Genomic DNA, 21,675 nt, shown 5'->3' on the forward strand with positions numbered 1-21,675 from the left:
TTCCCCTTCTCCCCGCGGGGGAGAAGGGGATGTGCAGCACCGTCGAACGTCAGAGGCGATGACCCTGCATTGCACGGGAACCGCGGGAGGGGATAAGAAAACGCAATCGCCTTCCTATATGGAGCAAGGTGCATCCGGCAGCCGGATGCGTTCGGGCAAAGACAAGGATAGATTCATGACCGAGAAATCCCCCGCCGACAATTTCCCCGCCGGCTACGAGCCCCCGAAGGTATGGACCTGGGAAAAGGGCAATGGCGGCGCCTTCGCCAATATCAACCGCCCCATCGCCGGCCCGACGCATGACAAGGACCTGCCGGTCGGCAAGCATCCCCTGCAGCTCTATTCGCTCGCCACGCCCAACGGCGTGAAGGTCACGATCATGCTGGAGGAGCTTCTGGCTGCGGGCCATGCGGGCGCCGAATACGATGCCTGGCCCATCCGCATCGGCGATGGCGACCAGTTCGGCTCCGGCTTCGTCGAGGTCAATCCGAATTCCAAGATCCCGGCGCTGATGGACCACGCGCCGACGGGCGGCGGCGCGCCGGTGCGCGTCTTCGAATCCGCCTCCATCCTGCTCTATCTCGCCGAGAAGTTCGGCGCCTTTCTGCCGAGCGCGCTGCGCGCCCGCACGGAAACCTTCAACTGGCTGTTCTGGCAGATGGGCTCGGCGCCCTTCCTCGGCGGCGGCTTCGGCCATTTCTATGCCTATGCGCCGATGCGCATCCAATATGCCATCGACCGCTATGCCATGGAGGTGAAGCGCCAGCTCGACGTGCTCGACCGGCATCTGGCGGACAACCGGTTCATGGCCGGCGACGATTACACGATCGCCGACATGGCCATCTGGCCGTGGTACGGCAACCTCGCGCTCAACCAGGCCTATGGCGATGCCGGCACCTTCCTCGATGTCCAGAGCTACGGCAACGTCCAGCGCTGGACGGCCGAGATCGCGGCCCGCCCGGCGGTCAAGCGCGGCCGCATGGTGAACCGGTTGAGCGGCGATCCGTCCGAGCAGCTGCACGAGCGCCACGACGCCGCCGACTTCGACACGAAGACGCAGGACAAGCTGGAGGCGAACAAGACCGCATAAAGGCGATCAGGCCCGCCGTCGCCGCGCCATCAAGAGGAGCGCCAGCACGGCGCACAGGAGGCCGAGCGCGGCCAGCAGGCCCCGGTGGCCGATCAGTTGCATGGCCAGGCCCGTCGCGGGCGAGCCGGCAATGCCGCCGATGCCCCAGACGAGGGCGAAGGCGGCATTGCCGGCGATCAGCGCCTGGCCGGTGAAGCGCTCGCCAAGCTGGATCAGCGCCATGGTGTAGATGCCGAACGAGACCCCGCCCCAGAGGAAGAGCAGCGGCCAGACGGGCCAGGCGGCGAAGACCTGCGGCAAAAGCAGGCAGAAGAAAAGCGCGGCAAGGGCGCAGGCCAGCATGGTGCGCGCCGACCCGCAGCGCTCGGCGATGCGCCCCAGCACGACCTGCAGCACGGCGTTTCCGGCGATGAACACGGTGATGAGCGCGGCGATGCGGGCCTCGCCGCTGCCGAGCGCCGCACCATAGACCGCAAAGAGCGACACGAAGGTCTGCTCGAAGGCCGCCGCGGTGAAGACCGCGAAGAGGAGGAGCGGCGCGCGCGAGAAAATGCCGCCGACCGATGCCGTCTCGCCTTCCCGCGGCATGTCCGGCAGGCGCCGGGCGACGGCGAGCACGATCAGGCTGCACAGGACGAAGGCGATGATGCCGACGAGGAACGGCGCCCAGCCCGTCGTGCCCACAAGACCGAGCGACAGCGGGCCGATGGCGAAGCCGCCCGAGACGACCGAGGAATAGAGGCCGAGGATGCGGCCGCGGCGCGCGGCGGGCGTGAGCGCGATCAGCCAGGTCTCGCTGATCACATAGAGCGGATTGGCGAAGACGCCGAGGAGAAAACGCAGCGGCATCCAGGCCCGCACGTCCTGCACGAGCCCGATGGCCGCAAGGATGAGCGCGGCGAGGAGCGCGCACAGGACCGCCAGCCGCGCCGCGCCGACGCGCCGCGCGAGCACCGGAATGAGCGGCGCCGAGACGATGAAGCCGAGCGGCGTCATGGCGGCCGACAGGCCGATGAGGCCGGGCGTCGTGCCCTGCCGCTCCAGGATGAAGCTGAGCAGCGGATAGGTCAGCCCCTGCGCCAGGGCGAAGACCGAGACGGTCGCGATGATGCCGGCCATCGCGGCCCACGGGAGGCCGCGCTCCTCACCTGCTGTCGTGCTTTCGGCCGTCATGCAAACCTCGACATGATCCCGTCTTATACCTGCCAGAACGGCTTGGCGATCTCCGCGGCGACCTCGTCGCGCGTGAGACCGATATCGTCGATCAGGTGCGGGGTTTCCGCCGCCTTGCGCGCGAGGTCCCAGCGAAAGCGCAGGCGGGCGTCCCAGGCGGCCAGAAGGGCGCCAAGGGTTGCGGGGACGGGCAGGGCGATCGGCCTTGCGTGCGAGGATATCGTGGTCATGGCAACCTCCATCGGGTTTGCCGGGCCGGCCGGGTTCCGGCGGCTGGCCCGTCTTGAAGGCTGGATTGTGCGGGAGGCGGACGGGAACCGTCCTTAAACCTTCCCAAAAAGTTCTCAAAAACTTCCAAAACCGGTTATAGATGCGCCCTATGCAGGGAGCGCGCTTTGCCTTTGGTCCGTTCGTGCTTGATTCCGGTGCGGGAACGCTCCTTCGGAACGACGACCCCGTTGCCGTCGGCCATCGCGGGCTGAAGCTGCTTGCCGCGCTCGTCGGACGGCCCGGCGAAATCCTCGGCAAGGCCGAGCTGATGGATGCGGCCTGGCCGGGCACGGCCGTCGAGGAGGGCAACCTCACCGTCCAGATCGCCCAGTTGCGCAAGCTGCTCGGCCCGGCCGAAGGCGGCGGCGAATGGATCTCGACGGTGCCGCGCGTCGGTTATCGCTTCACCGGGGCCATCGCGCCGCATCGGGTGGATCGCATGCCCCGTCCGCTGCCCGACAGGCCGTCGATCGCCGTGCTGCCCTTCGTCAATGTCAGCAGCGATCCGCAGCAGGAGAGCTTTTCCGACGGGCTGACGGAAGATCTCATCACGGACCTTTCCCGCATGCCCGGCCTCTTCGTCATCGCCCGCAACTCGGTCTTCGCCTACAAGGGCAGGGCGGCGGATGTGCGCGCCATCGCCGAGGATCTCGGCGTGCGCTACCTGCTCCAGGGCAGTGCGCGGCACGCCGGCGGGCGCGTGCGCATCAACGCGCAGTTGGTCGATGCACAGAACGGGGACCACCTGTGGGCCGAACGTTTCGACCGCAGCCTGGACGACATCTTCGCCGTGCAGGACGAGGTCGCCGGCAAGATCGTCGAGGCGCTGCTCGGGCGCCTGCGCGCCCCGCCGCCGCGTAACCGGCCGAACAGCCTCGAAGCCTACGACCTGTGCGTGCGGGCGCGCAAGCTGATCGACGATTCGCCGCAGACGGCGCGCGAGGCGCACCTGATGCTGACACGTGCCGTCGCGCTCGACCCGCACTATGCCGAGGCCTATCGCTGGCTCGCCATGAACCACTGGATGGGCTGGGTGCACTGGGGCGAGCCGGAGGAGCCGGCCCGCCGTCTTGCCCTTGCCCTTGCGGAAAAGGCCGTCGCGCTCGATCCCAACGATGCGGGCTGCCGCTGGGTGCTGGCGAACCTGCTCGCCTACGAGCGCCGCTTCGAGGAGGCGGATGCGGAATTCGCGAGAGCCATCGTGCTCGATCCGAACGAGGCCGACACCTTCGCCACCCTCTCCGACATCCTCGTCCTTGCCGGGCGCATCGAGGAGGGGCTGGAGCAGATCCGCAAGGCGTTCCGGCTCAATCCCTATCCGGCGAGCTGGTACTATCTGACGCTCGGCCAGGCGCAATATGCCGCCGGCGCCTATGAGGCCGCCGTCGAGACACTGACCCGGGACGAGACCTACCGCACGGGCTCGCGCCGCTTCCTGGCGGCAAGCCTTGCCCAGCTTGGCCGGCTCGACGAGGCGCGGGCGGAGGTCGAATTGTTCCTGGTCGCGAACCCGCATTTTTCGACCAGCCAATGGGCCGAGACGGAGCCGTTCCGCGATGCCGCGACGCGGGCGCATTTCGTCGAGGGCTACCGCAAGGCCGGCCTTCCGGCATGAGGCCGGGCGGCGGGGAAGACGAGATCAGGGCAGGGCGCGCCGCGCCCCGGCCCGCAACAGGGAGGAAACCATGGCCGATGCAAGGATGATGGCGCAGATGACCGGCAAGGAGGGCTTCATCGCCGCCCTCGACCAGAGCGGAGGATCGACGCCCGGCGCCCTCCGGCTCTACGGCATCGCCGAGACCGACTATGACGGCGAGGAGGCGATGTTCCGCCTGATGCACGAGATGCGCGTGCGCATCATGACGGCGCCCGCCTTCACCGGCGAAAAGGTGATCGGCGCCATCCTGTTCGAGAAGACCATGGACGGCGAGGCCGGCGGCAGGCCGGTGCCGTCCTATCTGTGGGAGGAGCGCGGCGTCGTGCCCGTCCTCAAGGTCGACAAGGGCCTTGCCGCCGAGGAGAATGGCGCGCAGGTGATGAAGCCGATGCCCGATCTCGACGCCCTGCTTGCCCGCGCGGTGAAGAAGGGCATCTTCGGCACCAAGATGCGCTCGGTCATCGCCCATGCCGACAGGGCCGGCATCGCCGCCGTGGTGAAGCAGCAGTTCGCGGTCGGCCGGCAGATCCTCGGCCACGGCCTCGTGCCGATCATCGAGCCGGAAGTCTCGATCAAGAGCCCGAGCAAGGAGGAAGCCGAGGCGATCCTGCGCGACGAGATCGCCCGGGAGCTCGATGCGCTGCCGGCGGGCGAGAAGGTGATGCTCAAGCTCACCATCCCGACGATCGCGGATTTCTACAAGCCGCTCGTCGACCACAAGGCGGTCATCCGCGTCGTCGCCCTTTCGGGCGGCTACAGCCGGGCGGATGCCTGCGAGAAGCTCAGCCGCAACCACGGCATGATCGCCAGCTTCTCGCGCGCGCTGACGGAGGATCTGCGCGTGACGATGGACGATGACGCGTTCAACGCCAGCCTCGGACGGACGATCGACGAGATCTACACCGCCAGCGTGGTCAAGGCCTGACGGCGGGGCCGGGTGCGTGCGGGTCGGGTTCGATCCCGGCGCGCCGGCCAGCCCGGGATATTCATCATCGGCAGCACGCAGCGGAAGGGCGTGCTTGCTGGTGGGCATCGCTCGCGCGGCGGCGCGGGCTGCTGCCCTTTCTGCAAATCGCGCTTCGTCGCGCACCGCGAGCCTTTCGTCCCTCGATTTGTGATCCGGATAGAGCCATGACATCCTTGCCGAAAACCAATCCCGCGATCGATCTTTCCGGCCCGTGGACGCTCGCCTCGGCCGAGGGCGACATCACGGCGCCGATCACCCTGCCGGGCGACGTGCACACGGCACTGCGGGACGCCGGCCTCATTCCCGATCCCTATTTCGGCCGCAACGAGGAGGCCGTGCAGTGGGTGGCGCAGCGCGACTGGGTCGTCGAGCGCCGCTTCCTGGTGGCGGAGCCGGATGGCGAGTGGTATCTCGACATCGACTATCTCGACACGGTGGCCGCCGTCTTCGTCAACGGCGCGCCTGTCCTGCTCGCCGACAACTGCTTCCGCCGCTACAGGCCCGATGTCGGCGCCCAACTGAAGGCCGGCGAGAATGTCATCCGCATCGTCTTCCATTCGAACATCGCGGCCGGTGCCGACCGGCAGGCCCGGCAACCCTTCTACGTCCCCTACCATGCCGGCAATTCGCCCATCCCTAACGGCAACATGCTGCGCAAGCCGCAATGCCATTTCGGCTGGGACTGGAACATCGCGATCGCGCCGCTGGGCCTCTACGGTACGATCCTGCTGCGCAGGCTCGACAGGGCCCGCATCGAGCATGTCACGACGCGGCAGGTGCACAATCCCGACGGGTCGGTCTATCTGCAGGTGACGGCGACCGTGTTCGCGAAGACCCCGGATATCGTGGCCCTGCATTTCGCGCTCGATGGCGAGCGCATCCGCCTCGATGCCGGCGTCGGCGCCGGCGAAACGGCCGTCACCCATGTCTTCGAGATCGCCGGGCCGCGGTTGTGGTGGCCGGCGGGAAGCGGCGAGCAGGCGCTCTATACGCTCACGGTCGAGCTGCCCGGCGATGCCGTCGTCCGGCAGATCGGCCTGCGCACGGTGGACCTCGTCACCACGCCCGACGCAGCCGGCAGCCGCTTCGGGCTGAAGGTCAACGGGCGCGAGATCTTCTGCCGCGGCGCCAACTGGATTCCGGCCGACGCGCTGTTTTCGCTGTCGAGCCGCGACAGGACCGAGGATCTGCTGCACTCCGCCAGGGCGGCCAACATGAACATGATCCGCGTCTGGGGCGGAGGCTTCTACGAACAGGACTGGTTCTACGACCTGTGCGACCGCATGGGCCTCCTGGTCTGGCAGGACTTCATGTTCGCCTGCAACCTCTATCCCTCGACCGAGGACTTCCTCGACAATGTCGCGCGGGAGGTCGACTACCAGGTGCGCCGCCTCTCTTCCCATCCGTCGATCGCGCTCTGGTGCGGCGACAACGAGCTGGGCGGCGCGCTCACCTGGTTCGACGAGCCGCGGAAGGACCGCGACCGCTTCCTCGTTTCCTACGACCGGCTGAACCGGACGATCGAGCAGGCGATGCGCAGGGCCGCGCCCGATGCCATCTGGTGGCCGTCGAGCCCGGCCTCCGGCTATCTCGATTTCGGCGACGCCTGGCATGCCGACGGTTCCGGCGACATGCATTACTGGTCCGTCTGGCACGAGAACAAGCCGTTCGACAACTACCGCACCGTGCGACCGCGCTTCTGCTCGGAATTCGGCTTCCAGTCCTATACGTCGCTGCCCGTCATCAGGACCTATGCCGAGGCGAGGGACATGAACATCGCCTCGCCCGTGATGGAGCTGCACCAGAAGAATGCCGGCGGCAACGAACGCATCGCCGGCACCATGTTCCGCTATTTCCGCTTCCCGAAGGATTTTCCGAACTTCGTCTATCTCAGCCAGATCCAGCAGGGCCTTGCCATCAAGACGGCGGTGGAATACTGGCGTTCGCTGAAGCCGCATTGCATGGGCACGCTCTACTGGCAGCTCAACGACACCTGGCCGGTCGCCTCCTGGTCGAGCCTCGATTATGGCGGCCGCTGGAAGGCGATGCACTATCTCGTCCGGCGCTTCTTCCAGCCGGTCGCGATTGCCGCGATCCCGCAGGACGACGGCGGGGCGATCCGTTTCTCGCTGGTGAACGACACCCTCGCCGATGTCACCGTCGATCTCTCGATCTCGCTCCTCGACATGAAGGGGGAGCGCCGGCCGCTGGCGGATGTCCGGGTGGTCTGCACGCCGGATGCTGCCGTGACCGCAACGACCGTCGCCGTGGCCGATCTGCCGGCCGGCAGCCTGCTGGCCTGGCGCTTCACGGCGTCGAACGGCATGCAGGGCGAAGGGCACCATGTCCACGGCACCTACAAGGCGCTGGAGCTGGAGCCCGCCGGGTTGACGCTCACGCAGGAGGACGGGCCGGACGGCGCCATCCATCTCGACGTCACCGCCGCGGGGCTGGCGCTCTTCGTGATGATCGAGACCGATGGCGACGGCCGCTATTCCGACAACGCCTTCGACCTTGCCGCCGGCGAGACGCGCCGCATCACCTTCACCCCGGCCAAACCGCTCGCCGCCGGCACCCGCCCGGAATTCCGCCTCTACGACCTACAATCCTGCCATTAGAGCATTCTGGAATTCGCTCTAGTTCCATAAATCGTCTTATGTGATCCGGAATCGCCGAACCCGGCTGTCGCCATCCCGCCTCGGGCCGCTCCTGCCCCACGGAAATGAAGCGCGGCGTTAGCGCGCGCGCCACTCCAGATACCACGCCACGAAGGCCGCGATGCCCTCCTCCAGCGTCACGCGGGGGGAAAAGCCGGTGAGATGGGCAAGAAGGTCGGTGGAGGCGAAGGTGCGGGGGACGTCGCCGGGCTGCATGGGCAGGTAATTGCGCATGGCGGGGCGGCCGAGCGCCTTTTCGATCGTCTCGATGAAGGTCATCAGCCCGACCGGCTGGCCGCCGCCGATATTGACGGTGCGGAAGGGCGTGCCGGCCGAGAGCGTGTCGACGACGCCGGGCGCCGTGACGCGGCTTTCTTCCCGCGGCACGACGTCGACGAGCCGCACGATCGCCTCGACGATGTCGTCGACATAGGTGAAGTCGCGGCTCATCTTCCCCTCGCCGTAGACGTCGATCGGGCGGCCGGAGAGGATGGCGTCGGAAAACCTGATCGGCGCCATGTCGGGCCGGCCCCAGGGACCGTAGACCGTGAAGAAGCGGAAGGCCGTTGTCGGCACCCGGTAGAGATGGGCGTAGGAATGCGCCATCAGCTCCATGGATTTCTTCGTGGCGGCATAGAGCGTCATCGGTTCGTCGGCCCGGTCGGCCTCGGCGAAGGGGATCTTTTCCGCCGCGCCGTAGATCGAGGAGGTGGAGGCGAGCAGCAGGTGCCGCGGCTGCAGCGCCCGCGCCAGCTCCAGCACGTTCCACGAGCCGACCAGGTTGGAATCCACATAGGCCTTCGGGTTTTCCAGGCTGTAGCGCACGCCGGCCTGGGCGGCGAGGTGGATGATCGCCTCCGGTTCCTGCAGCGCCGCGGCCGCATCCAGCGCCGCCCGGTCCTCCAGCATGCCGGTGACCTGTCGAAACCCTTCGTACGGCGCCAGCAGCGCAAGGCGCGCCTGCTTCAGCCGCACGTCGTAATAGGGCGTCATGCCGTCGAAGCCGGTGACGGAATGGCCGTCCTCCAGCAGGCGCCGCGCCAGGTGGAAGCCGATGAAGCCCGCGGTGCCCGTGACGAGGAAATGCGTCATTCAGCGGCCTCGCAGACCGGCGCGACCATGGGAGAGGTGCCGCGGCCGATGCTGAAATAGGCAAAGCCGTGGCGGGCCACCTCCTCCGGCTTGTAGACATTGCGCAGGTCCACCAGGACGGGTTTCGCCATGCTGGCCTTCAGCCGCTGGAAATCGAGCGCGCGGAACTGGTTCCATTCCGTGACGATGACAAGCGCCTCGGCGCCCTCGGCGATATCATAGGGCGAGGTGCCGTAGGTCACGTTGTCGAGCACGGCTTTCGACGCCTCCATGCCCTCCGGGTCGTAGGCAGAAATGTGCGCGCCGCCGTCCTGCAGGGCCTGGATGATGGAGATCGACGGAGCATCGCGCATGTCGTCGGTCTCCGGCTTGAATGTGAGGCCGAGCACGGCGATCTTCCTGCCGCGCACCTCGCCGCCGAGCGCCGAAACGACCTTGCGGGCCATGGCGCGCTTGCGCGTGTCGTTGATGGCGATGGTCGTCTCGATCAGCCGCACGGGGCTGTCATTGTCCTGTGCGGTCTTGACCAGCGCCAGCGTGTCCTTCGGGAAGCACGAGCCGCCATAGCCGGGGCCGGCATGCAGGAACTTGGCGCCGATGCGCCCGTCGAGGCCGATGCCGCGCGAGATCTGCTGCACGTCCGCGCCGACCTTCTCGCACAGGTCCGCGATCTCGTTGATGAAGGTGATCTTCATGGCGAGGAAGGCGTTGGCGGCGTATTTGATCAGCTCGGAGGTGCGGCGGGTGGTGAAGAGCAGCGGCGACTGGTTGAGATAGAGCGGCCGGTAGACCTCCGTCATCACCTCGCGCGCCCGCTCGTCCTCGATGCCGACGACGATGCGGTCCGGCCGCTTGAAATCGCCGATCGCCGCGCCCTCGCGCAGGAATTCCGGGTTCGACACGACGGCGATGTCCGCCTCCGGGCGGGTCTCGCGCAGGATGCGCTCCACCTCGTCGCCGGTGCCGACGGGCACGGTCGATTTCGTCACGACGACGGTGAAGCCCCTGACCGACTGGGCGATCTCGCGGGCGGCGGCGTAGACATAGGAAAGGTCCGCATGGCCATCGCCGCGCCGCGAGGGCGTGCCGACCGCGATGAAGACGACGTCGGCCTCGCTGACAGGCCCCGCGAACTCGGTGGTGAAGGAGAGCCGCCCCGCCTTGACGTTCTCCGCCACCAGCGCCTCCAGGCCCGGCTCGAAGATCGGCATCTCGCCGCGCTTCAACGCCTCGATCTTCGCCTCGGCCTTGTCGATGCACACGACGGTATGGCCGAAATCGGCAAAACAGGCGCCGGATACCAGGCCCACATAGCCCGAACCGATCATCGCGATCTTCATGGTGTTTCTTCTCCGGATGGGACCCTTGTCGCGGCTGTCCTAGCCGTCGTTCGTCACAGATGGAATATGGTGCCGGGCAAAGCACGGAACAGGGCCGGCTTCAAGTGGAATGCGGGCGGTTATCTAGGAAGGGCCGGCGGCCTTTGCCACCCGCCTCCGGCCTGCCTCACCACGACTTCCACGCCAACAACAGCCCGCCATCGTCACGCTCGGCCGCCCGGCAGGCCGCCTCGACATCGGCAAGCGGCGTGCCGCGCGGCAGGGTGCCGGCGACCAGCCCGGCATCGGCGAGCGTGATCGCTGCGCCGCGGGCGACGACGGTGAAGATCAGCGGGCCGGTGGACCACCAGGCGGGCGCGCCGGGCATCGCCGCGACGACATCGGGCAGCACCGTATTGAGGCGGATGAGGACCGGGTGATGGGCGGGGGCGGCCAGGAAGGAATTGGCGAGCAGCAGGCTGCCGCGGCCGGTCTTGCGCGGAATGTCCTCCGCCATGGCGGTCAGCCCGGTCATCGGCAGCAGGTCGTGGAAGCTGATGTCGGCGCGGGCGGGATACCAGTCGCAGTCGAGGTAGATGCCGCCCTCCTGCTCGACGAGCAGGTAGCGGGCGGTATCGACGGCGCCGGGATAGTCCCCCCGCTCCAGCATGGCGGCGAACGCCCTGTTCCCGTGGATGCCGGCCTCTTCCAGGTCCTTTTCCCGCCAGAGGAAATAGCCGTAGCCGTGGGCCTTGGCGTGCTGTTCCCAGGCCTTGGCCGCGGGCGGCACGGCCCCCTCCCCGATCCAGACCTGGTGGATGACGGGCGGGATCGCGGTGCGGTTGGCCTCGGCGATCGCCCGCCGCTCGGCCGAGGAGAAGCGTCCGTGGGCGGCCAGCAGGTCCGGGTCGGGCACGAGATGGTACTGGTAGCCGATGCGTTCGAGGGGATCGTCCTCGGCCTTCGCGAGCTTGAGGAAGGCCGAATGCAGGCGGCGCGGCAGGCCGAGCGCCGTTTCCGGGCCGAGGGCGGCGCGCTCGGGATCGATGGAAACCTCCTCCAGCACCTGCCAGGCGGCGCCGAAATCGCCGGCCTCGCGGTATTCGGCGGCTTTTTCCAGTTGTTCGTTCAATCGTTGCTTGGCTGACATCAAGCTGTCCTAGAGGAAGTCCGGCAAAAGTGCGACGCGGTTTTGCATCCGGCGCCGGGGGCAAGGCAAGAGCGAGCCCGCCCGCCGGAGACGTTCCTTCATATTCGGCCCCGGCCGAAGCAACGACAACCCCCAACCTTGCCCGGAGTAAGGCGTGGACAGAAAAAAGTGCGCGCGCTAGTGTCACGGCGGGGAACATCAAGAAAAGGCCGCGTGGATAAAATCCGTCAGGCGAGAAAGCACATATGAACTCGAATGCGAGGCGCCGGCCGAGGGACCTGCTGCGGATTGAAGACCTGCACGTCTCCTTCTCCCTGATGGGCGCGAGGATCACCGCCGTCAGGGGCGCAAGTCTCAGGGTGTTGCCCGGCAAGGTGACCGCCCTGGTGGGCGAATCCGGCTCCGGCAAGTCCGTCATCAGCCAGACCGCCATGGGCCTGCAGCCGCCGACCGCGCGCGTTTCCGGCAGGATCCTCTTCGACGACCCGCTCTCCGACGAAGGCCCCATCGACATCCTGCCCCTGCCGCGCGACGGCAGGAAGATCCGCTCCATCCGCGGCGGGCGCATGGGCATGATCTTCCAGGAGCCGATGACCTCGTTTTCGCCGCTGCACACGATCGGCGACCAGATCAGCGAGTCCCTCGCCATCCACAGCGGCCTTACAGGGACGGAGATGCGCGAGCGCTGCGAGGACATGCTGTCGCGCGTCGGCTTTTCCAATCCGCGCAAGGTCTACGACATGTATTCCTTCGAGCTGTCGGGCGGCATGCGCCAGCGCGCGATGATCGCCATGGCGCTCGTCTGCGGCCCGGCGCTGCTGATCGCCGACGAGCCGACCACGGCGCTCGACGTGACGATCCAGGCGCAGATCCTCAAACTCCTGCGCGACCTGCAGCAGCAGATGGACATGGCCGTGCTGCTCGTCACGCACGATCTCGGCGTCGTCGCCAACATCGCCGACGAGGTGGTGGTGATCTACCAGGGCGAGATCATGGAGGCGGGGCCGGTCGAGACGATCTTCCAGCGGCCCGCCCATCCCTATCTCAAGGGCCTGATGGCGGCGATCCCGCATTTCGGCATGAAGCGCGGCGACCGGCTGAAGCCGCTGCGCGAGATCGAGGTCGACCAGGACAGCCTGCTCTCCAAGAAATACCAGGCCCGAACCGGGCCGGACGTCATCCTGTCGGTCCGCGATCTCAGCAAGACCTTCGAGTCCCGCAAGGACAGCTGGAACATGCCGGGACGGCACAAGGAGAAGCCCCGGCCGGCCGTCGATGGCGTCAGCTTCGACATCCGGCGCGGCGAATGTCTCGGCCTCGTCGGCGAAAGCGGCTGCGGCAAGACCACCGTCAGCAAGATCCTGATGCGCGCCATAAAGCCGGATGCCGGCTCCGTGCTGTTCGACGACGGCAAGGGACCGGTCGACGTGCTGAACGCCAGCGGTGCGGAGCTGCAATCGCTGCGCACGCGCATGCAGATGGTGTTCCAGGACCCGCAATCCTCGCTCTCGCCGCGCATGACGGTGGGCGACATCCTGCGCGAGCCCCTCGACATCCACGACTACGGCGATGCGGCCAAGCGCAGGATGGCCTCGAAGGCGCTGATCCGCGCCATCGGCCTCGACGAGGCCTCGCTGAAGCGCTATCCGCACAGCTTTTCCGGCGGCCAGCGCCAGCGCATCGGCATCGCCCGGGCGCTGGCACTGGGGCCGAGCATGATCATCTGCGACGAGCCGGTCTCCGCACTCGACGTCTCCGTGCAGGCGCAGATCCTCAACCTCCTCAAGGACCTCCAGAAGGACCTCGGCCTCACCTATCTCTTCATCTCGCACAACCTCGCCGTGGTCGACTACATGGCCGACCGGGTCGCCGTGATGTGGGCCGGGCGCATCGTCGAGATCGCGCCGCGCGAGATCATCATGACCGCGCCGGTGCATCCCTATACGCGGGCGCTGCTCGACGCCGTGCCCTTCCCCGATCTCGAACGCCCCTTGAACTTCGAGACGGCCGGGCGGGCCAGCGCCGTCTCGCGCGAGAGCTGGGCGCGCGTCTTCCGCGACGACGAGACGGGAAGCGAGGGCATGGCGCCGGCCGATCTCGGCGGCGGCCATTTCGTGCTCGCGCGCAGGAACGCCGACATGCGGGAACTCTCCTCGTGATCACGCGCCGCGCCACAATCGGCCTCCTGGCCGCCGCCTTCGTTCCGGGCCTTGCCCGCAGCGCCTTCGGCGAAACCGACTATTTCAAGGACAAGGTCGCGGCGGGCGAGCTGCCGCCGGTCGCCGAGCGGCTGCCCAAGGTGCCGCGTGTCATCAACACCGCCGCGCTCGGCGGCGCCCCCGGCGTCCAGGGGGGCCGGCTGCGCATGCTGATCGGCGGCCAGCGCGACGTGCGCCTCGTGCCGATCAACAGCTATTCGCGCCTCGTCGGCTACGACCGGGACCTGAAGCTCCAGGCCGATATCCTTGAGAGCTTCGCGGTGGAGGAGGAGCGCATCTTCACCTTCCGCCTGCGCGAAGGGCACCGGTGGTCGAGCGGCGACCCCTTCACGGCGGAGGATTTCCGCTATTGCTGGGAGGAGGTCATCCTCAACCGCGAGCTCTTCAAGGGGGGGCCGCCGGTCGACCTGCTGGTCGAGGGCAAGCCGCCGGCCTTCGAGGTGATCGATCCCGTCACGGTGCGCTACACCTGGGAAAAGCCGATCCCGGACTTCCTGCCGAAGCTCGCCTCGCCCATCCCGCTGGTGCTGGCGCTGCCCTCCGCCTACATGCGGCAGTTCCACAAGAAGTACCAGGCCGCGGAGGAGCTGGAAAAGCACATCAAGAAGCAGCGCGTCGACGACTGGCGCGGCCTGCACATCAAGATGTCGCGCCAGACGCGGCCGGAAAACCCGGACCTGCCGACGCTGGAGGCCTGGCGGCCGCGCACCGCCCCGCCCGCCGAGCAGTTCATCTTCGAGCGCAACCCGTTCTTCCACCGGGTCGACGAGAACGGCACGCAGCTACCCTATGTCGACCGGCTGGTGCTGAACGTCTCCTCGCCGGACCTCATCTCGGCCAAGACTGCGACGGGCGAGAGCGATCTCCAGATCGCCAATCTCGACTTCACCGACTACACGCTGCTGAAGAACGCCGAGACGATGTATCCGATCAACGTGATGCTGTGGAAGCGCACGCTCGGCTCGCGCGTCGCGCTGATCCCCAATCTCAACTGCGGCGACAGGGGCTGGCGCGACGTGCTGCGCGACGTGCGCGTGCGCCGGGCCATGTCGCTCGCCATCAACCGCACGGAGATCAACAAGGCCGTCTTCTACGGCCTCGGCCAGGAGAGCGCCAACACGGTGCTGCCGGAAAGCCCCCTCTTCAAGCCGGACTATGCCAGGGCCTATGCCGGCTACGACCCCGCGGAAGCCAACCGCCTGCTCGACGCGGCAGGCCTCGACAGGCGCGACGAGGAAGGCACACGCCTCCTGCCGGACGGCCGCCCCGCCCATGTCGTCATCGAGAGCGCCGGGGAGAGCACGCTGGAAACGGACGTGCTGGAACTCGTCACCGACTATTTCCGCGAGGTCGGCCTCGGCCTCTTCGTGCGCGTCTCCCAGCGCGACATCTTCCGCAGCCGCGCCATCGGCGGCGAGGTGGTGATGTCCGTCTGGTACGGGCTCGACAACGGCGTGCCGACGCCGGAAATGTCGCCCGCCGAGCTCGCCCCGAGCGCCGACGACCAGTACCAGTGGCCGGTCTGGGGCATGTATTACGCGACCGTGAAGACCAAGGGCGAGCCGCCGGACATGCCCGAGGTGCAATATCTCGTCGACAAGCTCGCCGCCTGGGAAATGACGACGACGGAGGAGGAACGCGCGACGATCTGGCACGACATGCTCGCCCACCATGCCGAACAGGTCTTCACCATCGGCACGGTCAACGGCATCTCGCAGCCCGTCGTGCGGTCGCGCCGGCTGCGCAACATGCCGGAAAAGGCCCTCTGCGGCTTCCAGCCGACCAGCTTCCTCGGCGTCTACATGCCGGACACGTTCTGGTACGAGGAGGAGGCGTGATGGGACAGGCGATCTTCCATGCGTGGTCGTCGGCCGGCCGGATGCCCCTCATCCGCCTGCCGGCACCTTCTCCCCGTGAACGGGGAGAAGGGATTTGCGGCACGATCGCGGCCCGAGCGGACGTTTGGCAAAACAGCGCCACATCCTCCTTCTCCCCGCTTGCGGGGAGAAGGTGCCGGCAGGCGGATGAGGGGCGAGCGGGAACGAAACCCCATCGGCCCCACCCCGAGGAGCCCGCCCGATGATCCGCTACATCCTCTGGCGCATCGCCGTCATGGTTCCGACGCTGGCGCTCATCTCGGTGCTGGTCTTCACCATCATCGAACTGCCGCCGGGCGACTATTTCGAGAGCTACATCGCCGAGCTGCGCGCCATGGGCGAGGCCACCGACATGGCCGAGATCGAGGAGCTGCGCGAGCGCTACGGCTTCGACAAGCCGCCGGCGCTGCGCTATGTCTACTGGGTCGGCGGCATGCTCACCGGCGATTTCGGCTATTCCTTCGAATACCGCCTGCCCGTCTCCGAAGTGGTGGGCGACCGGCTCTGGCTGACGGTGCTGGTCTCCTTCGTCACGATCATCTTCACCTGGCTCATTGCCTTCCCGATCGGCATCTACTCCGCCACCCACCAGTATAGCTGGGGCGATTACGGCCTGACGCTCGCCGGCCTCATCGGCATCGCCGTGCCGAACTTCATGCTGGCGCTCGTCGTCATGTATTTCGCCAATATCTGGTTCGGCGTCTCGATCGGCGGGCTGATGGACCGCCAGTATCTCGGTGCGCCGATGAGCTGGGAGAAGGTCCGCTCCATCCTCTCGCATATCTGGATCCCGGTCATCATCATCGGCACGGCGGGCACGGCCGCGATGGTGCGGCGCCTGCGCGCCAACCTGCTCGACGAGCTCAACAAGCAATATGTCGTGACCGCGCGCTCCAAGGGCCTGCCGCCGATGCGGGTCCTCACCAAATATCCGCTGCGCATGTCCCTCAACTTCTTCATCTCCGACATCGGCTCCATCCTGCCCTCGATCATCTCGGGCGCGGAAGTGACCGCCATCGTGCTGTCGCTGGAAACGACCGGCCCCATGCTGATCAAGGCCCTGCAGACGCAGGACATGTATCTCGCCGGCTCCTTCCTGATGTTCCTCGCCTTCCTGACGGTCATCGGCGTGCTGGTCTCCGACATCGCGCTCGCCATCCTCGATCCGCGCATCCGGCTCGGCGGAGGCGCCCGCAAGTGAAGACGCCCCTTCCCGAACCCGGCGCCCCGCTCGGCCATTTCGTCTCGGACAAGCCGTTCGACCCCTATGCCGCCGAGCGCAAGACGGAGGAGCTGAAGAAGGTCGCCCAGGCCTCGCAGTTCCAGTTGATGTGGTGGCAGTTCCGCCGCCACCGCATGGCGCTCGTCTCCGGCATCTTCCTCATCGTCATCTACCTGATGATCACCGTCAGCGAGTTCCTGGCGCCCTACAACCTGCACACCCGCAACATCGACTTCATCTATTCCCCGCCGCAGACCCTGCGCTTCATGCATGAGGGCCGGTTCGTCGGCCCCTTCGTCTACGGCCAGACGATGACGCTCGACATGGACAATCTCCGGCGCGTCTACACCGACGACAGGACCGACGTGCAGAAGCTGCGCTTCTTCTGCCGCGGCGACAGGTACCGGTTCTGGGGCCTCTTCACCTCCGACGTCCACCTCGTCTGCCCGGCCAAGGACGGTCAGTTCTTCTTCCTCGGCACCGACCGGCTGGGGCGCGACATGCTCTCGCGCATCCTCTATGGCGCGCGCATCTCGCTCACCATCGGCGCGCTCGGCGTTGCCATGAGCTTCGTGCTCGGCATCGTCATCGGCGGCCTTGCCGGCTATCACGGCGGCGTCTTCGACCTTGTCGTGCAGCGCGTCATCGAAGTGTTGCAATCGATCCCCAGTATTCCGCTGTGGATGGCGCTCGCCGCGATCATCCCCGTCACCTGGAGCCCCATTCTCGTCTATGTCGGCATTACGATCATCCTCGGCATGCTCGACTGGACCGGACTTGCGCGCGCCGTGCGCTCGAAACTTCTTGCCTTGCGGGAGGAAGATTATGTATTGGCGGCCCAGGTCATGGGCGCGGGCAGCGCCCGCATCATCCGCCGCCATCTCATACCCGGCTTCATGTCCCACCTGATCGCCAGCGCAACGCTGACCATTCCGGGCATGATCCTCGGGGAGACGGCACTGAGTTTCCTCGGGCTCGGCCTCAGGCCGCCCATCACCAGTTGGGGCATCCTGCTGACGGAAGCCCGCAGCATCAATATTATCGCTCTCTATCCGTGGTTGCTCTTTCCGGTGGTACCCGTCGTTCTGGTCATTCTGGCTTTCAACTTCCTCGGCGATGGACTGCGCGATGCGGCTGACCCCTATAAGTGAAATCGGGATTACGAATGCAGAAGAAGCGCCCCTCCATGACGGCGAGCCCGGCGGATTTCAGGAGGTCCTGTCCTTGAGCCGCAGTTTCGAGCACGCCCGCATCCTCATGTACAGCCACGATACGTTCGGCCTCGGGCACCTGCGCCGCTGCCGCACGATCGCGCACGCGCTGGTCGAGGAATATCGCGGCCTCAACGTCCTGATCATCTCGGGCGCGACGATCGCCGGCGCCTTCGACTACCGCGCCCGCGTGGACTTCGTGAAGATCCCGAGCGTCATCAAGCTGCGCAACGGCGAATACACCTCGCTGGAGCGCCATATCGACCTCGAAGACACGCTGACCATGCGCCGGTCGATCATCCGCCACACGGCCGAGACGTTCAATCCGGACATCTTCATCATCGACAAGGAGCCGATGGGCCTTTCCGGCGAGGTGGAGGAAACGCTCGCCTACCTGAAGGGCCGCGGCACGCGGCTGATCCTCGGCCTGCGCGAAGTCATGGATTCCCCGCACCTGCTCGACGCCGAGTGGAAGCGCAAGGACGTCATGCACAAGATCGCGAAGTTCTACGACGACATCTGGGTCTATGGCCCGCCGGATTTCTACGATCCGCTGGTCGGGCTCGACGTGCCGCAGGGCGTGCGCGACAAGCTGAACTTCGTCGGTTTCCTGCAGCGCAACGCGTTGCAGATGGACCGCGCCCAGTACCAGCCGTCGGGCGACTACATCCTGGTCACCACCGGCGGCGGCGGCGACGGGGCGGAACTGGTGGAGGACGTGCTGCGCGCCTACCGGCACGATGCCGGTCTCACCCACCGCGCCCTCATCGTGCTCGGCCCCTATATGCCGCAGGGCGAGCGCACCAAGCTGACGCAGGAAGCCGCGAAGATTCCCTATGTCGAGGTGATCGAGTTCGATTCACGCATGGAGGACCTCGTCGCCGGCGCGAAGGCGGTGGTGGCGATGGGCGGCTACAACACCTATTGCGAGATCCTCTCCTTCGACAAGCCGGCGCTCATCGTGCCGCGCGTGCAGCCCCGCGAGGAACAGCTCATCCGCGCCACCCGCGCCGCCGAGCTCGGTCTCATCGACATGCTGCTGCCGGAGGAATCGGCCGATCCCGCGCGCCTTGCCGCCGCGCTGAAGACCCTGCCCCAGCGCCGTCCGCCTTCGAGCGGCAATCCCGAGCTCCGGCTCGAAGGCCTGCGCAACATCGCCCGCATCGTCGGCGACGAGCTTTCCGCGCGGGAACTCACCCCGCCCTCCGTCGCGTGAAAGAGGCCACGCCCGCCGTGTCGCTGCCCTACAAGATCGTCGTGCTGCTGAAGGGCTATCCGCGCCTTTCGGAAACCTTCATCGCCCAGGAGCTGCTCGGGCTGGAGCGCGCCGGGCTCGATCTCGTGCTCGTCTCGCTGCGCCGCCCGACCGATGCCAAGCGCCATCCCGTGCATGACGAGATCCGCGCGCCGGTCCTCTACCTGCCGGAATACCTGCACGAGGAGCCGCTGCGCGTGCTGCGCGGCCTCGTGAAGAGCGTTCGCGCCCCCGGCTTCGGCGCCGCGCTCCGCCGGTTCCTGAAAGACCTGCCGCGCGATTTCAGCCGCAACCGGTTCCGCCGTTTCGGCCAGGCGGCGGTGCTCGTCGGCGAATGGCCGGACGGTGGCGGCTGGCTGCACGCCCATTTCATCCACACCCCCGCTTCCGTCGCCAATTATGCCAGCCGCATGCTGGCCCTGCCCTGGACCGTCTCGGCCCATGCCAAGGACATCTGGACGTCCGAGGACTGGGAGCTCGCCGACAAGCTGGCCACCGCCGACTGGGCCGTGACCTGCACCCGGTCCGGCCACGCCCACCTACAGACCCTCGCCGGTCTCCATCGCGACCGGGTGCATCTCAGCTATCACGGGCTGGACCTCGACCGCTTTCCGCCATTGCAGGACCCCTCCCCAACCAAGGGAGAGGGGCTTGCCATGCAGCACCCGCTCGATGAAGCGCCCGGGGAAGCGCAGGATCGCTGCTGTCTCCCCGCTTGTGGGGAAGATGCCGGCAGGCCGGGGGAAAATCCCCGCCCGCCGCGTGACGGCGCCGACCCGCAAGATCCCGTCACCATCATCAGCGTCGGGCGCGCGGTGCCGAAGAAGGGTTACGACATCCTGCTGAAGGCCCTCGCCCGGCTTCCGGCCGATCTTTCCTGGCGTTTCGTCCATGCCGGCGACGGCGGCGAGCGGGCGAAGCTGCAGAAGCTCGCCGACGCGCTCGGCATCGCCGACAGGATCACCTGGCTCGGCGCGGTCGACCAGAAGGACGTGCTCGCCGCCTATCGCCGCGCCGACATCTTCGCGCTCGCCTGCCGCATCACGCCGGACGGCGACCGTGACGGGCTGCCGAACGTGCTGGTGGAGGCGGCAAGCCAGCAGCTCGCCTGCGTGGCGACCGACATTTCCGGCATTCCCGAGCTTTTCGAGACCGAAGAGAACGGCCTGCTCGTGCCCTCCGAGGACGCGGAGGCGTTTTCCCGGGCCCTCGAACGGGCGATCCGCGACCCGGCCCTTCGCCACCGGCTCGGCGCGGCCGCCGAGGCGAAGGTGCGCCGGAGCTTCGACCACCATACCAGCATCGCGCAACTGAAGGCGCTGTTTACGGCCGGAGCCCGGCGATGAGCGGCCCGCGCGTCCTCTTCTACGTCCAGCACCTGCTCGGCATCGGCCATCTCGCCCGCGCCAGCCGCATCGTGCGCGCGCTCGTCGACGACGGCTTCGCCGTCACGCTTCTCGCCGGCGGCATGCCGGTCGACGGCTTTCCCGGCCCCGGCATCGACCATGTCGCCCTGCCGGCCATCGCGGTGGGCGACGGCGGCTTTTCCGCGCTCGTCGACGAGACCGGCACGGTCATCGACGAGGCCTTCAAGGCCGCGCGGCGCGACCGGCTGCTTGCCGCCTATCACGCCGCACGGCCCGATATCGTCATCGCCGAGGCCTTCCCCTTCGGCCGCCGCCAGGTGCGCTTCGAACTGCTGCCGCTGATTGCGGCCATCGAGGCGAGCACGCCGCGCCCCCTCCTCCTCACCTCGCTGCGCGACATCCTGCAGGAGCGCGCCATGCCGGGCCGCGACGAGGAGACGATCGATCTCGTGCGCCGCCATTTCGACCGGGTGCTCGTGCATGGCGACCCGGCCTTCGTGCGCCTGGAGGACACCTTTCCGCTGGCGGACGCCATTGCCGATCGGGTGGTCTATACAGGCCTCGTCGGCGGCCCGGCGGTCGAGCCTGCCGCGGAACGCTACGATATCGTCGTCTCGGCCGGCGGCGGGGCGGTGGGCGCCGGCCTCGTGGAGGCCGCGCTCCAGGCGGCACCGGGGCTCGACGGCACGTATCGCTGGCTCGTCATTACCGGCCCGAACCTGCCGCAGGCCGATTTCGCACGGCTTTCCGCCGCGTGCCCGGCCAATGTCGATCTCGTGCGCTTCCGCACCGACTTCCGCAACCTCCTGGCGGCAGCGCGGCTGTCGGTCTCGCAGGCCGGCTACAACACCGTCTGCGACGTGCTGCAGGCCGGCTGCGGCGCGGTGCTGGTGCCCTTCGCGTCGGGCGGCGAGAGCGAGCAGACGGCGCGCGCCGAACGGCTGGAACGGCTCGGCCGGGCGGTCGTGCTGCGCGAGGATGCGCTTTCCAGGGAGACGATGGCGGACGCAATTTCCCGCGCGCTTTCCGCCGAAACGGAGAAAAATGTGCCTGTTTTGCAACTGGATGGCGCCAATCGTACCGCAAAAATCCTGAGGGCCCTACTAAAACAGCACGCGGCTACCTAGCTCTTGCGGTATTGCGGCTGTC

The 21,675-nt window shown here is 67.3% G+C and carries 16 protein-coding genes; 11 read left to right on the plus strand and 5 right to left on the minus strand.

Annotation, left to right across the window (positions count from 1 at the left end; translation table 11 throughout):
• The first annotated feature begins 175 nt into the window (after window positions 1–175).
• A complete protein-coding gene (yghU, locus tag shn_RS26260) occupies window positions 176–1,090 on the plus strand; it encodes a glutathione-dependent disulfide-bond oxidoreductase (RefSeq protein WP_064333664.1) in 915 nt (304 codons plus the stop codon).
• 6 nt (window positions 1,091–1,096) lie between these two features.
• Here yghU and shn_RS26265 read toward each other — a convergent pair whose 3' ends face one another.
• Together shn_RS26265 and shn_RS26270 are read right to left on the minus strand one after the other, a co-directional pair.
• Window positions 1,097–2,263: an MFS transporter gene (locus shn_RS26265; protein WP_064333479.1), complete on the minus strand. Its 1,167-nt coding sequence runs from the start codon at window positions 2,261–2,263 to the stop codon at window positions 1,097–1,099.
• 23 nt (window positions 2,264–2,286) lie between these two features.
• Window positions 2,287–2,493 carry a DUF1127 domain-containing protein gene (locus shn_RS26270; protein WP_064333665.1) on the minus strand — a complete coding sequence of 69 codons (207 nt, stop codon included), beginning with the start codon at window positions 2,491–2,493 and terminating at the stop codon, window positions 2,287–2,289.
• Window positions 2,494–2,642: 149 nt separating this feature from the next.
• On the opposite strand from shn_RS26270, the gene shn_RS26275 reads away from it, so the two are divergent.
• From shn_RS26275 to shn_RS26285, 3 genes are all read left to right on the plus strand, one after another.
• Entirely contained in the window at window positions 2,643–4,148 is a 1,506-nt protein-coding gene (locus shn_RS26275) for a winged helix-turn-helix domain-containing tetratricopeptide repeat protein (RefSeq protein WP_064333480.1), read from the plus strand.
• A 70-nt stretch (window positions 4,149–4,218) separates the two neighbouring features.
• Window positions 4,219–5,115, plus strand: coding sequence for a fructose bisphosphate aldolase (locus shn_RS26280; protein WP_064333481.1), 897 nt, complete (start codon window positions 4,219–4,221; stop codon window positions 5,113–5,115).
• Window positions 5,116–5,321: 206 nt separating this feature from the next.
• Window positions 5,322–7,775 carry a glycoside hydrolase family 2 protein gene (locus shn_RS26285; protein ID WP_064333482.1) on the plus strand — a complete coding sequence of 818 codons (2,454 nt, stop codon included), beginning with the start codon at window positions 5,322–5,324 and terminating at the stop codon, window positions 7,773–7,775.
• Between the two features lie 117 nt (window positions 7,776–7,892).
• On the opposite strand, the gene shn_RS26290 is transcribed toward shn_RS26285, so the two are convergent.
• The 3 genes from shn_RS26290 to shn_RS26300 all read right to left on the minus strand — a co-directional run bounded on the left by shn_RS26290 (window position 7,893) and on the right by shn_RS26300 (window position 11,375).
• The gene (locus shn_RS26290) at window positions 7,893–8,906 is read right to left on the minus strand and encodes an NAD-dependent epimerase (RefSeq protein WP_064333483.1); all 1,014 of its coding nucleotides are present in this window, start codon (window positions 8,904–8,906) and stop codon (window positions 7,893–7,895) included.
• The gene (locus tag shn_RS26295) at window positions 8,903–10,246 is read right to left on the minus strand and encodes a UDP-glucose/GDP-mannose dehydrogenase family protein (protein ID WP_064333484.1); all 1,344 of its coding nucleotides are present in this window, start codon (window positions 10,244–10,246) and stop codon (window positions 8,903–8,905) included. The genes shn_RS26290 and shn_RS26295 overlap by 4 nt, the downstream gene beginning before the upstream one ends.
• Before the next feature lie 166 nt (window positions 10,247–10,412).
• Window positions 10,413–11,375 (minus strand): glycosyltransferase family 32 protein, encoded by a 963-nt coding sequence (locus shn_RS26300; RefSeq protein WP_064333485.1) that lies wholly within the window; start codon window positions 11,373–11,375, stop codon window positions 10,413–10,415.
• A gap of 245 nt (window positions 11,376–11,620) precedes the next feature.
• On the opposite strand from shn_RS26300, the gene shn_RS26305 reads away from it, so the two are divergent.
• The 7 genes from shn_RS26305 (at window position 11,621) to shn_RS26340 (ending at window position 21,653) form a co-directional block, all read left to right on the plus strand.
• Window positions 11,621–13,534 carry an ABC transporter ATP-binding protein gene (locus shn_RS26305; RefSeq protein ID WP_064333486.1) on the plus strand — a complete coding sequence of 638 codons (1,914 nt, stop codon included), beginning with the start codon at window positions 11,621–11,623 and terminating at the stop codon, window positions 13,532–13,534.
• The gene (locus shn_RS26310; protein ID WP_064333487.1) at window positions 13,531–15,432 is read left to right on the plus strand and encodes an ABC transporter substrate-binding protein; all 1,902 of its coding nucleotides are present in this window, start codon (window positions 13,531–13,533) and stop codon (window positions 15,430–15,432) included. The genes shn_RS26305 and shn_RS26310 overlap by 4 nt, the downstream gene beginning before the upstream one ends.
• A gap of 241 nt (window positions 15,433–15,673) precedes the next feature.
• Complete coding sequence (locus tag shn_RS26315; protein ID WP_064333488.1) at window positions 15,674–16,672, plus strand: ABC transporter permease; 999 nt, start codon at window positions 15,674–15,676, stop codon at window positions 16,670–16,672.
• Window positions 16,669–17,844 (plus strand): ABC transporter permease, encoded by a 1,176-nt coding sequence (locus shn_RS26320; protein ID WP_064333489.1) that lies wholly within the window; start codon window positions 16,669–16,671, stop codon window positions 17,842–17,844. The genes shn_RS26315 and shn_RS26320 overlap by 4 nt, the downstream gene beginning before the upstream one ends.
• 73 nt (window positions 17,845–17,917) lie before the next feature.
• Window positions 17,918–19,120, plus strand: coding sequence for a glycosyltransferase family protein (locus tag shn_RS26325; RefSeq protein WP_133034685.1), 1,203 nt, complete (start codon window positions 17,918–17,920; stop codon window positions 19,118–19,120).
• A 17-nt stretch (window positions 19,121–19,137) separates the two neighbouring features.
• Window positions 19,138–20,505, plus strand: a complete 1,368-nt coding sequence (locus shn_RS37200; RefSeq protein ID WP_245337466.1) for a glycosyltransferase — start codon at window positions 19,138–19,140, stop codon at window positions 20,503–20,505.
• Window positions 20,502–21,653 (plus strand): glycosyltransferase family protein, encoded by a 1,152-nt coding sequence (locus tag shn_RS26340; protein ID WP_064333490.1) that lies wholly within the window; start codon window positions 20,502–20,504, stop codon window positions 21,651–21,653. The genes shn_RS37200 and shn_RS26340 overlap by 4 nt, the downstream gene beginning before the upstream one ends.
• Window positions 21,654–21,675 lie beyond the last annotated feature (22 nt).

This window comes from Shinella sp. HZN7, from assembly GCF_001652565.1.
Taxonomy (GTDB): Bacteria; Pseudomonadota; Alphaproteobacteria; order Rhizobiales; family Rhizobiaceae; genus Shinella; species Shinella granuli.

Excerpts from the sequence above, each read along its gene's own strand:
- shn_RS26275 (WP_064333480.1), top strand. The coding sequence starts at position 2,643 with ATGCAGGGAGCGCGCTTTGCCTTTGGTCCGTTCGTGCTTGATTCCGGT.
- shn_RS26295 (WP_064333484.1), bottom strand. The coding sequence starts at position 10,246 with ATGAAGATCGCGATGATCGGTTCGGGCTATGTGGGCCTGGTATCCGGC.
- shn_RS26265 (WP_064333479.1), bottom strand. The coding sequence starts at position 2,263 with ATGACGGCCGAAAGCACGACAGCAGGTGAGGAGCGCGGCCTCCCGTGG.
- shn_RS26280 (WP_064333481.1), top strand. The coding sequence starts at position 4,219 with ATGGCCGATGCAAGGATGATGGCGCAGATGACCGGCAAGGAGGGCTTC.
- yghU (WP_064333664.1), top strand. The coding sequence starts at position 176 with ATGACCGAGAAATCCCCCGCCGACAATTTCCCCGCCGGCTACGAGCCC.
- shn_RS26300 (WP_064333485.1), bottom strand. The coding sequence starts at position 11,375 with ATGTCAGCCAAGCAACGATTGAACGAACAACTGGAAAAAGCCGCCGAA.
- shn_RS26285 (WP_064333482.1), top strand. The coding sequence starts at position 5,322 with ATGACATCCTTGCCGAAAACCAATCCCGCGATCGATCTTTCCGGCCCG.
- shn_RS26305 (WP_064333486.1), top strand. The coding sequence starts at position 11,621 with ATGAACTCGAATGCGAGGCGCCGGCCGAGGGACCTGCTGCGGATTGAA.
- shn_RS26315 (WP_064333488.1), top strand. The coding sequence starts at position 15,674 with ATGATCCGCTACATCCTCTGGCGCATCGCCGTCATGGTTCCGACGCTG.
- shn_RS26340 (WP_064333490.1), top strand. The coding sequence starts at position 20,502 with ATGAGCGGCCCGCGCGTCCTCTTCTACGTCCAGCACCTGCTCGGCATC.
- shn_RS26290 (WP_064333483.1), bottom strand. The coding sequence starts at position 8,906 with ATGACGCATTTCCTCGTCACGGGCACCGCGGGCTTCATCGGCTTCCAC.
- shn_RS26270 (WP_064333665.1), bottom strand. The coding sequence starts at position 2,493 with ATGACCACGATATCCTCGCACGCAAGGCCGATCGCCCTGCCCGTCCCC.